Raw genomic sequence first — 16312 nt, 5'->3', positions numbered from 1 at the left:
GCGCCCGGACGCGCCGCTCTTCGGGATGCTCCCCGACAAGTAGCAGCGGTCGGGGCTGGTCCGCGTAGGCACCAACAGCGATCCGCCCCTGGCCTGCCCGGAGGGCGGCAGGACGGTCGGCGTCGAACCCGACCCCGTCGAGGCGTTGGGCGAACGGCTCGGCGTGACCTTCCAGTTCGAGCACGCCGAGTTCGCCGATCTGCTCACGGGTCTGCGGGCCAACCGCTTCGACGCCGTCATGTCCGGCATCCACGACACACCCGGCCGGCGCCGGGGCCCGGGCGACGACGGTACGCGGGTCGGTCCCGGAGTCGACTTCGTCCGCTACCTCACCGCGGGCACCTCGACCCTGGTCCGCACGGGCGGCGGCCGCCTCGTGGCTGGGCTCTCCGACCTGTGCGGCAGGAAGGTCGCCGTCCAGGCGGACACGACGGTGGAGGCGGCGGCACGCCAACAGGCGCGCGCCTGCAAGGAGTCGGGCGCGGGGGAGCTGAAGGTCGATCCGAATGACAGCCACAAGGGTGTTCTCGATGCCTTGGAGAGCGGCCGTGCCGACGCCGCGCTGATGGACTACCCGAGCGCCGCCCACAGCGCGCGAGAAGCGCAAGGGGATGCCCAAGGAGACGGGAACTTCGAGGTGGTCGGGCCCCAGACCGACCGCAAGCCGTACGGGATCGCGTTCTCCAAGGACGCGGACAAGCTGCGCGAGGCCGTCGCGGCGGCTCTCAAGTCCGTCTTCGGCAGCGGCGACTACGCGAAGATCCTGAAGAAGTGGCACATCTCCAAGGGCGCCCTGAGGCTGTCCGGCCAATAGCGGCGCGGCCGCGAGCCGGCTACTCGCCCGAAGCCGGATCCAGACCCGAAGCCGGATCCAGACCCGAAGCCGGATCCAGACCCGAAGCCGAAGCCGGACCTGGGTCCGGAGCCGGACCCGAAGCCGGACTCGGACGCTGAAACAGCCGCCCGAGCTTCCCGTACTCCGTCTCGACTCCCTTGAGCACATCCCCGGCCGCCACCGCCCGCCCGCCCGCAGCCGCCCGGAAGACGGCGGTCTCCACGGCCGCGCGGATGTTTCCGCCCGCCAGCGAGTAGTCGTGCGCGATGGCGCCGATGTCGCACGCCGCGTCCGGGCTCTCGGCGAGGTAGCGGCGCCACAGCTCCGCCCGCACCTCCGCCGTCGGACTCCCGAACTCGACGATCTCCTCGAAGCGGCGAGTGAAGGCGCTGTCCATGTTGGAGCGCAGATTGGTGGTCAGGATCGCCAGGCCGTTGAACTGCTCGAGCCGTTGGAGCATGTAGCCGATCTGTAGGTTGCCGTGCCGGTCGTTGGAGTCCTTGACCGCGCCGCGCTTGGAGAAGAGCGTGTCGGCCTCGTCGAACAGGACGACACAGTCCAGCGCCTCCGCCGCGGAGAAGATCCGCTCCAGGTTCTTCTCGGTCTCGCCGATGTACTTCGACACGACACCGGGCAGGCTGACGATGTACAGGTCCAGGCCGAGACGTCCGGCGACCGCCTCCGCCGCCATCGTCTTGCCGGTGCCGGACTCACCGGTGAACAGTGCCGTCGCACCCCAGCCGCGGCCGCCGCCGCGCCGCAGCCCATGCGTGCCGAGGACCTCCTCACGCCGCTCGATCCGGAACACCAGCATGTCCAGCTGCTCCCGCACGCGTTCGGGGAGCACCAGGTCGTCCGGTGCGACCTGCGGCTCGACGTGCCGGGCGAGCTGTTCGAGGCTGCGGGCGGCCTGCACATGGGCGATGCGCCGCACGGTCTCGACCGGCACGGTCGCGCCCCGCAGCGCGGCGTCGCGCCGGGCGATGTCGATCACCGCGCCCGCCGCGGTGGGCAGCGGCCGGCTCCGGCTGCCGCCCCGTACGTCGAACGTGGCCCGCGGCACGGTCCGCCACACCTTCTCCTGCCACACCTCGCTGCCGTACAGGAGCACGGGCAGAGGGCTGCGGGCGAGACCCGAGATCAGCCGGCTGAGGGCCGGCACCCCGGGGTCGCCTTCCTCCGCGTACACCGGGATCACGATGCCGCCCCCGGCCAGCCGTCCTTCGAGGCGTACGGCGTCCAGGAGTTCCGCGTCGGTGTGCTCCAGGTCGAAGGGATCCAGCAGCAACGGAGTCCGGCCCGTCGCTCGCAGCGCGGCGCACGCCGTGGGCAGCGCCGCACTGGTGATGCTCTCCCGCAGGTACAGCGTGCCGACGCCGTCCGCGCGCAGCTGCGCGGTCACGGCGGCGAGCGCCTCCTCGTCCGGTGTGTGCGGAAGCGGCGGTACGGTGCTCAGCCGCCGGTCGCCAGAGGCAGGCGGGTCGTGCGGCCCGGCCAGGAGATGGCCGATCACCCGGTCCGGGACGCGCAGACAGCGCTCGGAGAACGGGTCGCGCGGGTTCTCGAAGATGACGAGCCCGCCGGACAGGAGCGCGGAGCCCTCGTGCAACAGCCCCCTGACCACGCCCTCCGCGAGGGAAAGGCCGAGCAGTTCCAGGGCGACGGCGGCTGTCGGGCGTGCGGAGCGGCCGAGCACGCGGTAGGCGGCGGCACAGTTGCCGTTCACCTCGGGCAGCGTGGCGGCGACCAGCAGGTCGGCCTCGTCGGCGCTCAGACCGAACTCCTGGCACAGCGTGGCCAGGGGATCGTCGGGGCCGAACGCCGCGAGGTCCGGCGCTTCGGCCGGTGCGCCGGGCTCGTACGGGGCGGCGTCGGGAGGCAGGTCCGACGAGCGGCTCGCGTACAGGCGCCGCAGCCGGTCCTCCAGTGCGGCCATGCGGTCCTCGAAGAGGGACCCGGTGCGGTCATCGAGGGGAGAGCCGGTGCGGTCCTCGGACGGGGACTCGGTCATGCGATCTCCTCCACGCGCCGCCGGGGCCGCGCGGGTTCGTGCGCGCCGGACGGTGAGTCCGGTGCGGGGCCCTGGCCGGGCGTGGCGTCGGTGCGGCGTGCCTTGAGCGTCATCCCCTCCACCGGCGGGGTCTGCGCGCTGCTGTCGGGGCGGCCGACCGGCACAGTCACCAGCAGGTCGAGGGCCGGGCGCACGGCGCAGTTCAGGCCGGTCCAGATGCGGGAGAGCGGGCTCTCCCCACCCTCCTTGCTGTCGCGCAGCCGCAGCGACAGCGGCTCCTGCGGGTGCCGTGGGGAAAGCGGAGTCAGGGTGTCGGTGCCCACGCACCACTCCAACAGCGTTCCCAGCATGCGGTGTTCGTCCTGCACGGACTGGGCCCAGACGGTGAGCGCGTAGCTCATCCGGAAGTAGCGGTGGGGGTGGCTGTAGCCGACGACCTTGCCGTCCTCGTCGATGATGCTGGTCTCGCCCGACTGCCGCCGGGTCGGATCCTCGTCGATACCGTACAAGTAGACGTTGACGCACGGGCCCGAGCGTCGCGCAACCCAGTCGGCGTTGGGCGTGTCGAACACGACCTGCGCGTTCACGCCGTGCAACGGGCCTTTCCGCAGGTGCTCCGCGAGGAGTTCATCGACGTGCTGGACCAGGCTCACCAGGTCATCTCCGGGGTACAGGTGGCTATGTCTGACATAGCGTCAGGAAGCGGACGGTCGGGACGGATCGGGTTCGGAGAACGGCCCTTCGAGGGGGACCAGGTCCCCGCTGACCAGAGCGGTCGCCGTGCAGGCCGCGGTCTCTCCTGACCCGCCTCCGGCACCGGATCCGTCTCCGTCGTCGGACCCGCCCCCGGCTTCGGTGTCGGGCTTCTCGTCGTCGGCCGGGGGCGGTGGTGCCTTGCAGTCCAGGGTCAGCGTGACCGTGTCTCCCGCCTTTACGACGACGGGGGTCTTGGGGGTGAAGTCCTGGGCGCTGCGCGTGCTCATGCTCGCCAGCGGCTTGCCTCCGGCCTCAAGGAGCAGCGTGCTGGTCTCAGTACCGGAGGCGGTGATCTGCGCGGTCTTCAGCACCAGCCGGTAGCCCTTGGGGACCTTGTAGCGGTCGGTGAGCACCTTGCTCTCGGAGTCGACGAACAGGGCCTTCTGCAGGGTCTTCTTCCGCAGTGCCCCTTCCGCCTCTTCCTGTCGCTTGTCCTTCTCCTCCTGCTCCTTCTCCCGCGCCGCCGCCTTCTTCTCCTTCTGCTCCACCGCATCCGCCTGCGAAAGCCCGGGAGCCGACTCGGTCTTGGCCGTCGGCGTCTTCTTGCCGGCCGGGGAGAACCACAGCACCGCGGCCGCCACCACCAGAGCGGTCAAGACCGTCAGTGCCTTGAAGACCGGCTTGGGCAGCAGGGCACGCTGCCGGTGGACGAAGTCGGCGGAGCGCGTCTGCTCCTCCCCCCACGTGGCGCTTGTGGTCACCTTCCACTGCGCCGGGGCACCCACCCACACCGGCGGAGCCATCCGCACCGCGAGCGCGACCCGCGCCTTCTCGCCGGGAGCCAGGGCCAGCCGGGAGCGGCGGATGCGGACGCGCAGCGGTGCGTCCGTCTGCTCCGGGGCCGACTTCAGCCGCACCGTCATCGTGACGTTCCCGGTGTTGCGCAGTACGACCAGATTGTTCGCCCACAGTGCGCCTGCCGTGCGGGAGCGGACCGGTTCGAGTTCGACGTCGCGGAACTCGCCTATGACGACGGCGGCTTCGGGGACCTCCACCACATCGGGATTCTCCGTCGACACCACACGGATGGCGAACGGCAGGGCGCCCGGGGCGAGGTCGCCGTCGCGCGGCACCGCGATCGGAATGTTGATCTTCTCGTGGTTGCCCGGATAGACCGGAAGCTGGCCCAACGATGCCCCGCCCTCGCTCCACACGGCCGGCGGTCCGAGCAGTTCCAGGTCGTACGCGTCGACGATCCGGCCCTCGTTCCACACATGCAGATGGGCGGTGAGGCTCTCGCCGGGCGGCACCGGCTCGTCGGGAACGATCAGTTCGGCTCGCAGGGTCATGCGGTCCGCCTGGTGAAGAACTGCACTTCCGCCAGCACGATCGGCGACTTGGGCTGCAGGCCGGTCCGCACGGCGTCGATCCGTATCTCCACGGCCACCGCCCCGTCGATGCCGAGGGGGAATCGCTGCGGGCCCGGCTGGTCGAAGAGGGGCAGGGTCTTGGTGACCTTGCCGCCGCCCGCGGTGGTGACCGTGACGGTGACCTTCGCGGGCCGTCCGTTCCGCAGGAATTCCTTCGGCTTGGGGGAGCTGCCGCTGATGAGGGCCAGGGTGGTGAGCCGGAAGGGCTGCTGGAACGTGGCCGTCCAGGTCTGGCCCACCGGGTCCTGGCCCCGCTCCTCGGGCGCCCAAGCACGGTTGTCCACCCCGTCCGCGGCGAGCTTGGCGTCGAACCCTTTGGCCGCGCTGGAGGCCTCCACTGTGTCCGGGGCGACACTGCTCTGCCCCGCGAACCGGTCCTTGACCCAGGGCAGCGCCTCCCCTGCGGCGACCACCGTGGCGCCTGCCGCGATGCCCGCCGTGAAGAACAGCGGCAGGGCGGCCATGATGGTCAGCCAGCGCCGGTCCCAGTGCCAGACCTCGGGCCGCTCGAAGCACTTCGCGCGCAGCTGCTCCAGGCGCGTCGGCTCGGAGGTCTCGGACGGCTGGGGGGCAGGGCGCAGCAGGGCCCCGCAGGGGTGGCAGTACTGGCGCGTCTCGGGATTGCCGCTCCGGCACTCGGGGCACAGCAGCAGCCGCGGAACGTCGACGAACGCCGTCTCCGCCTCGGCTGCCACCGGTGCCGGTTCCGACACCGGTGGCCCGGCCAGCACTTCGCCTCTGATGACCAGGGGCTCGGCGGAGACAGGCGGGTGCGCCGCCTCCATCGCGGGCCGCTCCCACGAGCCCGGCCGCTCCCACGAGCCCGGCCGCTCCGACGGACCCGGCCGCTCCCACGAGCCTGGTCGGCCCCAAAGCCCCGCAGAGTCAGCAGAGTTGCCCTGCGCGCCGGGCCCCTGACCGACGGGCCCGGACGGAGGCGGAGCCGTCAGCGGGTCCGAACCGGGAGCGGGTCCCACCGGATCCGGACGCAGCACCGCCTGGCTGCCCGTGATGTCCCACCCCTGGTAGCCGCCGCAGGACACGCAGAACATCTCCCCGCGGTAGGCGGGCGTGCCGCAGGTGGCACAGATCCCCCGCCCTCCCAGGCCGTCCTGCCCGGGACCCCCGTAACCATTCGAGGCCATCTACCGACCGCTTCCGGACGGCGCCGCCGACAGCGGATCCACGTCGTCCAGCACGGCGACCGACGCGGTCACATGGACCGGAACCCACTCGCGGACCAGGTCCTCGAGGTCCTCGGCCACCCCGGCGCGGGCCGTGGAGCCGTAGGGGAGCAGGACACGGATCCGCACCCGAGCACCGCCCTCGGGCGCGGGATGTTCCTCGGGCCCGTGCGAGTAGTGCGTCGTACCCGACTCGGAGATCTCGAGCCTGGCGCCGAGCACGTCTCGTACGAGCAGCTCCAGACCCGCGCGGGTGCCCCGCAGACCGTGCAGGCGGCGGCCGAGAAGCAGCGCGTTGCGCCGCCCGGTCGTGCCGACGCAGGCGGGCAGTTCGGTGTCGCTCCAGCGGAGCATCCACGTCAGGAAGTCGTCCGGTGCGGTCCGGGCGCTGAGATGGGCGCCCAGGCAGTCGAGCGCGGTGATGACCGGCGCGAGGGTGTCGTCGAATCCGGCGATGAACCGGTCGACGAAGTCCCCCTGCCGGTAGCTCTCGGGCAGGAGCGCCCGCAACGAGCGGCTCCCTGGCACCAGCGGGGGGAGTGCCGGACTCGGCGGCGAGGCGAGCTCGCCGGGATGCCCGGAGGGTCGGTGTGCGTCCATTTGGTCCTCCTTTCGAAGACGCGGTACGGCGGATCTCGCGTACGACGGCCGGTCCTGTGGGGTCAGCGGGCCTTCTTGACGGCGACCTGGTGGCGGTAGGAGAGGAACAGCGTGGCCGGGCCGACGTCGAGCCGTTCGGTGGGCGCCTGCCGCTCACCGGTGCTCAAGTCCGCCGGATACATCTGCAGTTTGATCACCGACTCGACGCCCTCGCAGCCCGCCGCCTCGGTGTACAGATCGCTCAGCCGCAGGGCGCGCCCCAGCGGCCAGCCCGGCCGGTTGCCGTCCGCGGCGGGCAGCGGGCTCAGGCACTCGTACAGGGCGCGCAGCACGCGCTCCTCCACTTCCTGGCGGTCCGCCCCTTTGACCGCCTCGACCCCGGCGACGACCGTGACGCCCTGGTAGGCGGGTCCGCTGACGGACACCCGCACGCCCAGTGGCCGGGCGGCCTCGACGGCCCGGGCGGCGGACTCCAACATCCTTTGTGTGGGCACCAGTTCACGCCAGCTGTCCTCCTCGCGGGCATCGCGTACGCGTGGTACGAGCAGCACGCGCACCAGGCCGGGCCCGTCCGGCCCCGAGGGGTCGGCGACACACTCGATCCGGCCCGCCTCGCGGCAGGCGGCGGCCGCGATGGCCTCGTAGTCCCGCGCGGTCACCGCTCGCTCCTGGGTGCGCAGCCACTGCCCGGCCCGCTGGCGTACGTTGTCGAGCGTCTCGGCGTCCACGCCGCCGACCGCGCTCGCCCGGTTCTCCACGGTGGCGACCAGCGAGATCGGGGTGCGCAACACCGTGAGGGTGTGCGCGGCCACATTTCCTTCCCGGCCCCCGCCCCGCCGGTACGTACCGGCGACGATCCGGGCGCTGACGGCCGGAACGGCCCCGTACTGGCGGACCCCGCCGTCCGGCTGGCGCACCGCCGGACCGAACCGGACGGTCCCCGAGGCCTCGTCCACCGTCACATGGCGGTCGTCGGGGCCGGAGTCCGCGAACGTCGCCACCGCAACCCAGGTCTGCGCGCCTCCCGTCCGGGTCTCGACGACGACCGAGCTCAGGGAGCCGACGGTGGGTGTGTGCTGCACCGTGAACGACTGGCCGGGAGTGCCGTCCGAGATGCCGAGCTCGTCGTGCGCGACGGGCTCGCCGTGCACCGCGCCGGTGGTCCCGCCGATCGTGTACGCCTCCAGCGCGCTCACCTTGGGGGAGGCCGAGTAGGCAGGCTGGCCCGGGGCGGTGTCGACCACACGGCAGCGCAGCCAGCCCGCCCGGCGGCGCCCGATCAGCGAGGCCGTGTGCCCCTGCGGGACGTGCAGCACCACTTCACCGGGGCGGTTGAGCCCGCCCGTGCCGTCACTGGCGATCTCGCAGGCCACCCACGACTCCCCGCACCAGGCCTCCCAGGCCCGAGGCGGGCGGCGCGGATCGACGCCCACGCCGTCCAGCGAGCAGTCGATCCGCAGGGCCACCGCGCAGCGGGGCACGGCCTGCGACAGACCGACGAGCAGGCTGTCGTCCACGGCGGGCGGCTGCGCGAAGCAGACCACCGGCTCACCGGACAGGAACCGTTCGGTGATCAGGGCCGGGGGCTGCCCCGCCGTCGCGGTGCCGAGCTGGCGGAACGAGGCGGGCAGGATGTCCAGTGCGCGCTCGACGGTGAACACACAAGCCTCGGCGTTCCCGGCACGAGGCGTGGCGACCTCCGCGCCGACCGGGACGGTCACGGTCGCCTCCTGCGGCGCGGACAGCCAGAACGTCAGCTCGCCGCACGCCGCCTGAGGTGCCATCAGCTGCGCACCCAGCAGATTGAGGAACTCCAGATGGATCTTGTCGGGCACCCGGTTCAGGCGGTACGAGAGCTGGTCCACCATCTGCGCGAAAGCCTCGACCAGGGCGACACCGGGGTCGGAGACGTTGTGGTCGGTCCACTCCGGGCAGCGGCGCTGGATGAAGCGTTTGGCGTCGTCGACGAGATCCTGGAATCGGCGGTCGTCGAGATCGGGACTAGGCAGCGACATCGGTATCACTCCGGGAGCTGAGGGGGCCGCCCTCGGACCTGCCGGGCGACGGCGCCCCCTCGCCCTCGCGGGCGGGGATCACGTAGAAGGGACAGACCAGATTGCGGCGGCTGTTGGTGCGCGCCAGGTGGTAGTCGACATGGATGTACAGGACTTCCTGCTGCTCGCCGTCCTGGGAGACGTCCACACCGTCGACGACGACGCGCGGCTCCCAGCGGTCCAGCGCACGCCGCACCTCCTGAGCGATCACCCCGCTCGTGGACGCGTCGAAGGAGCCGAAGACCTTGTCGCGTATCGCGCAGCCGAACTCCGGGCGCATGGGCCGCTCGCCCGGCTCCGTGCTCAGGATGAGCCGGATGGACTGCTCGACGTCGAAGCGGCCCTCCGCCATCGAGATGCCGCCGGACGCGCTCACGCCCATCGGGAACGCCCAGCCCCGGCCGATGAAGTGCTCGGACACGCTCAGCCGCCGATCGTGACGGTAGGGCAGCCGCCGACCACCGCGGCGCCGCAGGGGAGCTTGTCGCCCATGACGGCGGCGGGCTGGCCGGCGATCAGTACCGTCTTGCCCGGCTTGGGCACGGAGATCAGCGGCATGGGCGGCAGCGGTGGTATGTGACCCGGGAAGGCGCAGCCCGCCAACGAGCCGCCCACGGCGGCGGGTTGACCGCCGATGAGGACGGTCGCAGCCAGCGGCGGGCCGGTCACCGCGCCCGTTCCCGCAGGGACGGGCACGGGTGTCGGGTTGGGCACGTGGGAAGTGGCGTCACCGATGCGCACTGCGGCAGGCACGGTCGTTGTCTCCTTGCGGTCGGGGAGCGCGCCGATCGGGGCGTCCGTCGGTGGGGGCGGCAGTTGGTCGAGGCATCAGTTGATCTTGACGATGGTCGCGGAGAGCTCGGCCAGGGCACCGCCCTTTACCTTCACCGTTCCGCTCCCGGACACCCGCATGTCGGCGGTCGCGGACATCTCCACCTGGGTCCCGGAGACCTTGACTTCCTGGCCCTTGAGCTCCAGCGTCTTCCCGCCGGCGTCGAGGATGATGCCCTCGCCCTTCACCCGGACCTCCTTCTTCGCCTCGATCTCGACGGTTCCGTCGCTGCGCACCGAGATGACGGTCTTGTGCTGGTCGAGCTGGATGCGCAGCTTGCCGTCGCCGCTGACCAGGACCGCACCCATGCCCTGCGCGCCCGCGTCGAGGAGTTCGAGGCGGTGCCCCTCCTTGGACGCGAACGAACGCCGGTTGGCGGTGCCCTTGGTGCCGTCGTACAGCTCGAGGCCGCTCTGCTTGGGCTCCGGTTTGTCGACACCGTTGAAGAGCCCGCCCAGCACATAGGGGCGGTCCAGGCAGCCCTGCTCGAAGCCCACGAGCACCTCGTCCTTGAGCTCCGGCAGGACGACACCGTGCTGTCGGCCGCCGCCGAGCTGGACGGTACGGGCCCAGTTGCTCTCGTACTCCTTCGCGAGCCACGGCAGTTCCACCTTGACCCGGCCCTGCTTGCGAGGGTCCTTGATGTTGACGACTGTGCCCGGCACGAGCCCGAAGAAGCGGCGCAGCCCGGCCTCGCCGTCGCCGACGCGCCCGGCGACCGCGCGGTCGGCACCCTCGCGCACGGTCAGCTCCGTGAGGTAGCCGGATTCCGCGCGGTACTCGTGCCGCACCGAGGTGACGGTGTAGCGGCCCTCGAACCGGGGGCCGAGTCCGGTGAGGGAGACGGCGGAGCGCAGCCGCAGCCGGGGCTCCCCCCGTACCACGGCGTGGAGTTCGGTGAGTCCGGCGGCGACCTCCTGGGCCATAGCCTCGGCCACCTGCTCGACCTCGTGCTGGGCCGCGCGGGACAGCCCCACCAGCAGTAGCGGTTCTCCCCGTACTACGCCGGATCCGGCTTGCCATGCCACGTCGCGGGTGGGCGGGGCGGCGGGGGAGCGGTGTGCGGTGACCGGCCCCTTCTGCTCGGGGTCCCAGCCCCGTACCGACACCCCCGTCACCTGCTCCCGCAGCGTCGCCACCGAGGACACCTTGACCACGTTCTGCCCGTACTCGAGGGCGAACGGGCTCTGCCGCGCGGGAGAGCCCTTGGCCGGGGCGCCCGAGGCCCTGGCGGGCTTCGTGAAGTGCAGCGCGCCCGCGCGGACGAAGACGTCACAGCCGTTCTCGCGGGCCAGATGGTGCAGGAACTCCCAGTCGGAGACGGCCGGTTGGGTGAGGAACTCATACACCACCGAGGTGGCGTCGATCTCACCGGTCTTGAGCCCCGCATCCTCGGCGAGCTTCCGGGCGATCTGGTCCGCCGACTTCTGGTGGTACGCGACGGTCCTGCTGCCCCGCTTCAGACGGTGGGCGCCGTCCTCCGCCCGGATCACGGTGAACACGCCGTCGTCGCCCGCCGCCCGCGCCTCGCAGCCGGTCACCTCGCCCTCGAACAGGTCGGTGCTGCGACCGGGCGTGACGGCGACCAGCTTCAGGGCGCTGCCCAACTCGATCCCGCTCGACGACAGCAGCGAAGCCCGGGACGGATCGCGGAACCCGATCTCCGCACCGGCGGAAGCGTGCCCGCTCTCCTCGACTGTCGCCCAGACCAGTGCCGCGCCGTGGCGCGCGGAGAGCTGCCTCCCGTCGGCCCATACGATGAGCGACGATGTGTGATGCGTCGCCATATCCGTTTCTCCTTGCGCATATTGGGGGTGGCCGACCGGCTGGTCACTGGCCCGTGCTGCTGGGGAGCAGCAGTTCGTGGCCGGGCCGTATCTTCGAGGGATCGTCGATTCCGTTGAGCGCCGCTACGGCACGCCAGTCACCGGGACGGCCGCTCTGGCGCGTGGCGACCGACTGCAGCGAGTCGCCCTGGACGAAGGTGTACGAGTCGCGCGACGTGGGGGATCCGGACGTCGGGTTCTGCCCCTTGATCGCCGTGCCGATCTCCTCGAGCGTGACCTCACAGACCGCGCGCAGCGGATCGCCCTGGGCCGAGAACCGGGTGTACGTCGCCTTGACCCTGCTCAGAAAGGCGAGAAAGGACACCGACTCGAAGGTGCCCCAGTGGAAGCTGACCCAGGGTGGTGACGGCAGTTCGTTGCCCCGGCTGTACTCGGTCGGTACGCAGTGCTCCATCAGCCGCTTCACGCGACGGTCCACCGACTGCCCCTGCTTGTCCTTCTCGTCGAGCATCACGTTCATCGAGAGGGTGCGCGGACGGCTGCCGAGGAACTCCGGCATGGCCGTGTGCTCCGCCGAGCGTGCCTGATGGCGAGCCCACGAGACCTCCTTGACGAGGGAGATCTCGGCCGGGTTGAACTGCAGGGAGATCTCTTCCAGGAAAGTGCCGGGGTCCGTGCCGCCACCGCTGGGCGGTGCGTAGATCTTCAGAACGGCCTTGACCATCTTGTCGTGGTTGTTGTTCGCCATGCCGCCTCCCTTCTGTTTTCTCGGTCGCCGCCGGAAGGCGCATGGACCTCAGGTGATGGGAAGGAAGCCCTCATGCACGAGTTCGATCTCCTCCATGGCGAGCTGCGTGCCCTCGGCGTCGAGCGTGGGGCCACGCCACGCCACGGGCATGACATTCAGCAGGTCCCACTTGGCGACCTGGGCGCCCGAGGCGTCGAGACAGGCGATCCGCCCGGTCCGTCGTGTCGGACGGCGCACCGACTCCTGGACCCATCGGCACGTCTCCATGGTCAGGCCGGTGACGGGCCTGGTCAGAACCAGCGGCGCATACCTGATGTGCTTGGGCAGATGAACGAGGGAGTCGCTGATCCCGCCTTCGACGAACTCGTCCAGATCCACCGACAGGGCGAGTCCGGTGCACCGGGTGAAGAACTCGAACCTCTTCCCGTCGATGGTCAGGGAGAACCGGTGCGACGCCGTGGTCTGCGTGAAGCTCTCGGGCACGGCCCACCTCACTTCCTCGAGGAGCGGCCGTGCCGGGCCGCCGTGTCCCGGTCGGCCGGCCAGTACAGAGGTGCGGCACCCCGGGGCCGGGGAAGCCCGGCTGCTCCCAGCGGCCCCGCCGTGACGAAGACCAGCGGAGCCTCGGGATCCACGGCGGTGAACGGGGCGCCGTTCAGCCGGTGATCCCGCCAGGCGGCCAACCGGGACCGCATGCGCCCCGGTTCGGTCACCGGACGTACGTCAACGCAGCACAGGCGCAGGGGTCGCGGCTGTACGACGGCGGGGCGGCGCACCGGCTCCGCCACCGCCTCCTCCGCACGGGCGGCGTCGCGACGGACTCCGTGCATCCGGCGTATCCAGCGCAGCATGGTCTTAGTTCCTGTCCCGCAGATGGTGGTCGAAGTCCTTGACATGGCGCAGGAATTGCGAGCGCCGCACGTGCTCCAGGTCGAGGAGCTCGTTGAACGGCCAGTGGAGGTGATGGGCGAGGTACGCGATCTCGGAGTGGAGGTCGTCGGCCGCGTACGTCGTCATTCCCCCAGGCGGCTCCCCATGTCGATATCGAAGCCGTGACCACATTCGGGACACACCGTGGCCGCCAGAGAGGAGCCATCCGTATTGATCTTCTCGTAGAACCTCTGGAGGTAGCCGAGGTCCGCCGCGAACATCTGCTCCACGATTCCCACGTGAACGTCCGTCAGCCCACCGAGCCGAGTGATCAGCCTGCTGATGAGCACCACGGACAGATACGCGGGATTCTCCCGGACCCGGGTGTCGGTGAGCGGCACGAGTTCGTCCCGCGCGGTCGCGAGCCGCATCACGCCCTCGCGATGCACCGTCCCCCGGGAGTCGACGTAGCCGCGCGGCAGCGTGAAGGGGAACTCCGTGCGGAGGGCCGCAGGTTCGTCCTGCGATCCTGCGGCCCCCGCGGAAGGCGAGGGCGTGGAATCCGGTGTTGGCGACGGCGCCGCGATGGCGGTCGGCCCCTCGGTCACACTCCTCCGCCTCATGCGTGCTCGACCTTCAGGGATTCGCACTCGATGGTGACGGTCTCGTCGATGGCGTTGCTCTCGCCGGCCGTGAGGTCACCGCTGACCCACTTGCTGACCCAGGCCCGCTCCAGCGTCACCCGACGCACAGTCGTGCCCTTGTTGTCCTTCATCTCGATGGTGACGTTCTTGCGCGCCTTGTCGATGTCGCCCTCGTCGTGCGAGATCTTGATCCAGTCGTTCAGCGCCTTGCTCTTGTCCATGCCCCGGGTGATCGTGACGCTGGGGACGGTTCGCTTGCCGGGCTGCTTCGAGATGAACTCGACGCCCTTGTCCGTCGTGTGATGTGTGGTGACGACCTCACGCTCCTGGCTGATTCCACTGACGGTCTTCAGCTGTTCGAGCTGGACGCCGTCGATCTGGATGCCGAAGGTGTAGACGATGAACTGATTGGACTGCTGCTCCGCCATCGGAACTCCTCAGTGCCGCGGGATACGGGATGGAAAGGGGCAAAGCCGGTCTGCGCTACTCGCCGGACGAGTTACCGGACAGCGATTCCTGCGAGAGCCGGAAGACGACGAACTCCGCGGGCTTCACCGGAGCGACTCCGACCTCGCAGACGACCTGACCGGACTCGATGACGTCCGGCGGGTTGGTCTCCGCGTCGCACTTGACGTAGAACGCCTCCTCCGGCGTGCTGCCGAAGAGCGCTCCCTGCCGCCACTCGCCGATCAGGAAGGCGGAGACGTTGCGCCGGATCGTGGCCCACAGGCGCTCGTCGTTCGGCTCGAAGACGACCCACTGCGAGCCCTGGTAGATGGACTCCTCCAGGTAGTTGAAGAGGCGGCGCACATTGAGATAGCGCCAGGCCGCGTCGCTGGAGAGGGTGCGGGCGCCCCACACCCGGATGCCCCGGCCGGGGAAGCTGCGGATGCAGTTGATGCCCGCCGGGTTGAGCTGTTCCTGCTCGCCCTTGGTCACCTGCATGCCCAGGTCGAGCACGCCGCGCAGGACCTCGTTCGCCGGGGCCTTGTGGACGCCGCGTGCCTCGTCGCTGCGCGCCCACAGGCCCGCGACGTGGCCCGACGGGGGCATCAGGAACCCCTTGCCGCTGGTGGGGTCCGCGACCTTGATCCAGGGGTAGTACAGGGCGGCGAACTTCGAGTCAAAACCGGCCTCGTTCTGTCGCCACTCGTAGACGTCGCTGGGCGTCATGTCCGGTAGCGGGTCGAGGATGGCCATGCGGTTGGCCATGTTCTCGCAGTGGTTGACCATCGCCATTTGGATGGCCTTGACCTGCTCGCGGTTGAGCGCGCCGCGCTCGTAGGCGGCCATCAGGTCGGGGGCAACGACCATCGTCACGTCGTCGATCGCCTCGAGGCCGGACAGTCCGGAGCGCCGGCTGACGTCGCCGATGTACCCGCCGACCACATCCTTGGTGTCCGTGGCACCGGCATTCCCCGCCTGGCTCGTCAGGGAGAGCGAGCTCTTCTCGGGCAGGGCGAGCACAGTGCTCGTCGTCGCGGCGGCGGGCTCCTCGAACAGGACGTACTGGGAACGCTCCTTGACCTGCGTGACCACGTACTGGGGGGACGACTTGTCGCCGCAGACCTCGAAGGTCTCCACCGGGGAGCCGTCCACCTTCACCGTGAGGGTGTACGTGTCGGAGGCCTCGCTGTCGCCGTCCTTGCCGGTCTTCGGCTTCTCGCCCGCCGGACGCCGCGGCTTGCCGGAGGCGTCGGCGTCGGGTGCCTTGCGCTGTACGTCGAGAGAGACGTCCCGACCCGCTGCGGCAGGGAGCGCCGCGACACGGAAGCCACCGAGCTCCTGGGGGCTCGCGGCGGTGACCGACGCCGTCTCGGTTCCGGAGGCCGCCGACTGCCCGCCGACCCGGACGACGTAGCAGGTGCCGCCGCCGTTCGCGAAGAAGCCGTAGACGGAGTGCCCGAGATAGGTGCCGTCGCTGAACTCGCCGAAAGTCTTGGTGTACTGGCTCCAATTCGTGATCCGGACGGGTTCGTTGAGCGGGCCCTGTTCGGCGAAGCCGACGAAGGCGGCGATCGCCGTGCCCACGCCGTCCACCGGACGGGAGCCGCCCGTCACCTCCTCCATGAACACACCCGGAGACAAGTAGTTCGGCATCCAGCTGTCCTTTTCTGAAGTGCGACTGAGAGGAGATCAGACGGCGCGCCGATGCACGGCCGACGGGATGTGAAGCCCGCGGCCCGCGCGATTCTGCGAGCCCCTGCGAAAATGTGCCAGGGCGTCACCATGGTTCTGCACAAGGCGTGTTGTCGCCCGGTGAGGGTGCGTCTGATCTTGGTCTGATCATCGTCAGTCCGTTTCAGGTCTGTCAAATTAATCCGATGACTTCGCCGGGATTTCAACCAAGGATTCTCCCAAATCTCGGGCGCATCAACTTCCGTCGCTCGCGGTCGACTTTCTTTCTCTTACGCGGAGCGCGAGTTGGTGGCACGCTGGAATGTCGGCGCCGTTCTTTCGTGACCCCTCAAGAGGTCCAGCGATCCAGCGCCGTCCTGGTGGCTGGACCGTACGTTCCTGGAGTGTCGGCCGCGACCTGGTCCGCCACCGCCGCCCAACTCTGGAATTTCCGCACGGACTTCTCCGTGTCGGAGTCGAAGTCGCCGTAGCGGTGGCCGTGG

The 16312-nt window shown here is 70.3% G+C and carries 17 protein-coding genes; 1 reads left to right on the top strand and 16 read right to left on the bottom strand.

The features are described from left to right. Positions 1–55: 55 nt before the first annotated feature. Positions 56–814 carry a transporter substrate-binding domain-containing protein gene (locus tag QMK30_RS32990; RefSeq protein ID WP_283522041.1) on the top strand — a complete coding sequence of 253 codons (759 nt, stop codon included), beginning with the start codon at positions 56–58 and terminating at the stop codon, positions 812–814. 19 nt (positions 815–833) lie between these two features. Here QMK30_RS32990 and QMK30_RS32985 read toward each other — a convergent pair whose 3' ends face one another. The 16 genes from QMK30_RS32985 to QMK30_RS32910 all read right to left on the bottom strand — a co-directional run bounded on the left by QMK30_RS32985 (position 834) and on the right by QMK30_RS32910 (position 15791). Next, complete coding sequence (locus QMK30_RS32985) at positions 834–2846, bottom strand: ATP-binding protein (protein WP_283522011.1); 2013 nt, start codon at positions 2844–2846, stop codon at positions 834–836. Next, positions 2843–3499: a Pvc16 family protein gene (locus tag QMK30_RS32980; RefSeq protein WP_283522010.1), complete on the bottom strand. Its 657-nt coding sequence runs from the start codon at positions 3497–3499 to the stop codon at positions 2843–2845. Before QMK30_RS32980 ends, QMK30_RS32985 begins: the two co-directional genes overlap by 4 nt. Positions 3500–3541: 42 nt before the next feature. After that, on the bottom strand, positions 3542–4891 hold the full coding sequence (locus tag QMK30_RS32975; RefSeq protein WP_283522009.1) for a COG1470 family protein: 1350 nt from the start codon (positions 4889–4891) through the stop codon (positions 3542–3544). After that, positions 4888–5757 (bottom strand): NADase-type glycan-binding domain-containing protein, encoded by an 870-nt coding sequence (locus QMK30_RS32970; protein WP_283522008.1) that lies wholly within the window; start codon positions 5755–5757, stop codon positions 4888–4890. Before QMK30_RS32970 ends, QMK30_RS32975 begins: the two co-directional genes overlap by 4 nt. A gap of 360 nt (positions 5758–6117) precedes the next feature. Next, on the bottom strand, positions 6118–6756 hold the full coding sequence (locus QMK30_RS32965; RefSeq protein ID WP_283522007.1) for a phage tail protein: 639 nt from the start codon (positions 6754–6756) through the stop codon (positions 6118–6120). 62 nt (positions 6757–6818) lie between these two features. Beyond that, positions 6819–8771: a putative baseplate assembly protein gene (locus QMK30_RS32960; RefSeq protein WP_283522006.1), complete on the bottom strand. Its 1953-nt coding sequence runs from the start codon at positions 8769–8771 to the stop codon at positions 6819–6821. Continuing rightward, entirely contained in the window at positions 8758–9231 is a 474-nt protein-coding gene (locus QMK30_RS32955) for a GPW/gp25 family protein (RefSeq protein WP_283522005.1), read from the bottom strand. The genes QMK30_RS32960 and QMK30_RS32955 overlap by 14 nt, the downstream gene beginning before the upstream one ends. Before the next feature lie 2 nt (positions 9232–9233). After that, the gene (locus tag QMK30_RS32950) at positions 9234–9563 is read right to left on the bottom strand and encodes a PAAR domain-containing protein (protein ID WP_283522004.1); all 330 of its coding nucleotides are present in this window, start codon (positions 9561–9563) and stop codon (positions 9234–9236) included. Positions 9564–9638: 75 nt separating this feature from the next. Further along, positions 9639–11429, bottom strand: coding sequence for a VgrG-related protein (locus QMK30_RS32945; protein WP_283522003.1), 1791 nt, complete (start codon positions 11427–11429; stop codon positions 9639–9641). Positions 11430–11472: 43 nt separating this feature from the next. Then, positions 11473–12177 (bottom strand): CIS tube protein, encoded by a 705-nt coding sequence (locus tag QMK30_RS32940; RefSeq protein WP_283522002.1) that lies wholly within the window; start codon positions 12175–12177, stop codon positions 11473–11475. Positions 12178–12225: 48 nt separating this feature from the next. Beyond that, a complete protein-coding gene (locus QMK30_RS32935; protein ID WP_283522001.1) occupies positions 12226–12660 on the bottom strand; it encodes a phage tail protein in 435 nt (144 codons plus the stop codon). Positions 12661–12668: 8 nt separating this feature from the next. Further along, positions 12669–13028 carry a hypothetical protein gene (locus QMK30_RS32930; protein WP_283522000.1) on the bottom strand — a complete coding sequence of 120 codons (360 nt, stop codon included), beginning with the start codon at positions 13026–13028 and terminating at the stop codon, positions 12669–12671. Positions 13029–13032: 4 nt separating this feature from the next. Continuing rightward, a complete protein-coding gene (locus QMK30_RS32925; protein WP_283521999.1) occupies positions 13033–13194 on the bottom strand; it encodes a hypothetical protein in 162 nt (53 codons plus the stop codon). After that, on the bottom strand, positions 13191–13670 hold the full coding sequence (locus tag QMK30_RS32920) for a hypothetical protein (RefSeq protein ID WP_502963271.1): 480 nt from the start codon (positions 13668–13670) through the stop codon (positions 13191–13193). Before QMK30_RS32920 ends, QMK30_RS32925 begins: the two co-directional genes overlap by 4 nt. Continuing rightward, entirely contained in the window at positions 13667–14119 is a 453-nt protein-coding gene (locus tag QMK30_RS32915) for a phage tail protein (protein WP_283521997.1), read from the bottom strand. Before QMK30_RS32915 ends, QMK30_RS32920 begins: the two co-directional genes overlap by 4 nt. 55 nt (positions 14120–14174) lie before the next feature. Continuing rightward, positions 14175–15791: a phage tail sheath family protein gene (locus QMK30_RS32910; RefSeq protein WP_283521996.1), complete on the bottom strand. Its 1617-nt coding sequence runs from the start codon at positions 15789–15791 to the stop codon at positions 14175–14177. Between the last annotated feature and the right edge of the window lie 521 nt (positions 15792–16312).

This window comes from Streptomyces sp. H27-C3, assembly GCF_030063415.1.
Taxonomy (GTDB): domain Bacteria; phylum Actinomycetota; class Actinomycetes; order Streptomycetales; family Streptomycetaceae; genus Streptomyces.
This window is presented reverse-complemented; position numbering and strand designations above follow the sequence as displayed.

Excerpts from the sequence above, each read along its gene's own strand:
- QMK30_RS32985 (WP_283522011.1), bottom strand. The coding sequence starts at position 2,846 with ATGACCGAGTCCCCGTCCGAGGACCGCACCGGCTCTCCCCTCGATGAC.
- QMK30_RS32975 (WP_283522009.1), bottom strand. The coding sequence starts at position 4,891 with ATGACCCTGCGAGCCGAACTGATCGTTCCCGACGAGCCGGTGCCGCCC.
- QMK30_RS32970 (WP_283522008.1), bottom strand. The coding sequence starts at position 5,757 with ATGGAGGCGGCGCACCCGCCTGTCTCCGCCGAGCCCCTGGTCATCAGA.
- QMK30_RS32965 (WP_283522007.1), bottom strand. The coding sequence starts at position 6,756 with ATGGACGCACACCGACCCTCCGGGCATCCCGGCGAGCTCGCCTCGCCG.
- QMK30_RS32960 (WP_283522006.1), bottom strand. The coding sequence starts at position 8,771 with ATGTCGCTGCCTAGTCCCGATCTCGACGACCGCCGATTCCAGGATCTC.
- QMK30_RS32945 (WP_283522003.1), bottom strand. The coding sequence starts at position 11,429 with ATGGCGACGCATCACACATCGTCGCTCATCGTATGGGCCGACGGGAGG.
- QMK30_RS32940 (WP_283522002.1), bottom strand. The coding sequence starts at position 12,177 with ATGGCGAACAACAACCACGACAAGATGGTCAAGGCCGTTCTGAAGATC.
- QMK30_RS32930 (WP_283522000.1), bottom strand. The coding sequence starts at position 13,028 with ATGCTGCGCTGGATACGCCGGATGCACGGAGTCCGTCGCGACGCCGCC.
- QMK30_RS32925 (WP_283521999.1), bottom strand. The coding sequence starts at position 13,194 with ATGACGACGTACGCGGCCGACGACCTCCACTCCGAGATCGCGTACCTC.
- QMK30_RS32920 (WP_502963271.1), bottom strand. The coding sequence starts at position 13,670 with ATGAGGCGGAGGAGTGTGACCGAGGGGCCGACCGCCATCGCGGCGCCG.
- QMK30_RS32915 (WP_283521997.1), bottom strand. The coding sequence starts at position 14,119 with ATGGCGGAGCAGCAGTCCAATCAGTTCATCGTCTACACCTTCGGCATC.
- QMK30_RS32910 (WP_283521996.1), bottom strand. The coding sequence starts at position 15,791 with ATGCCGAACTACTTGTCTCCGGGTGTGTTCATGGAGGAGGTGACGGGC.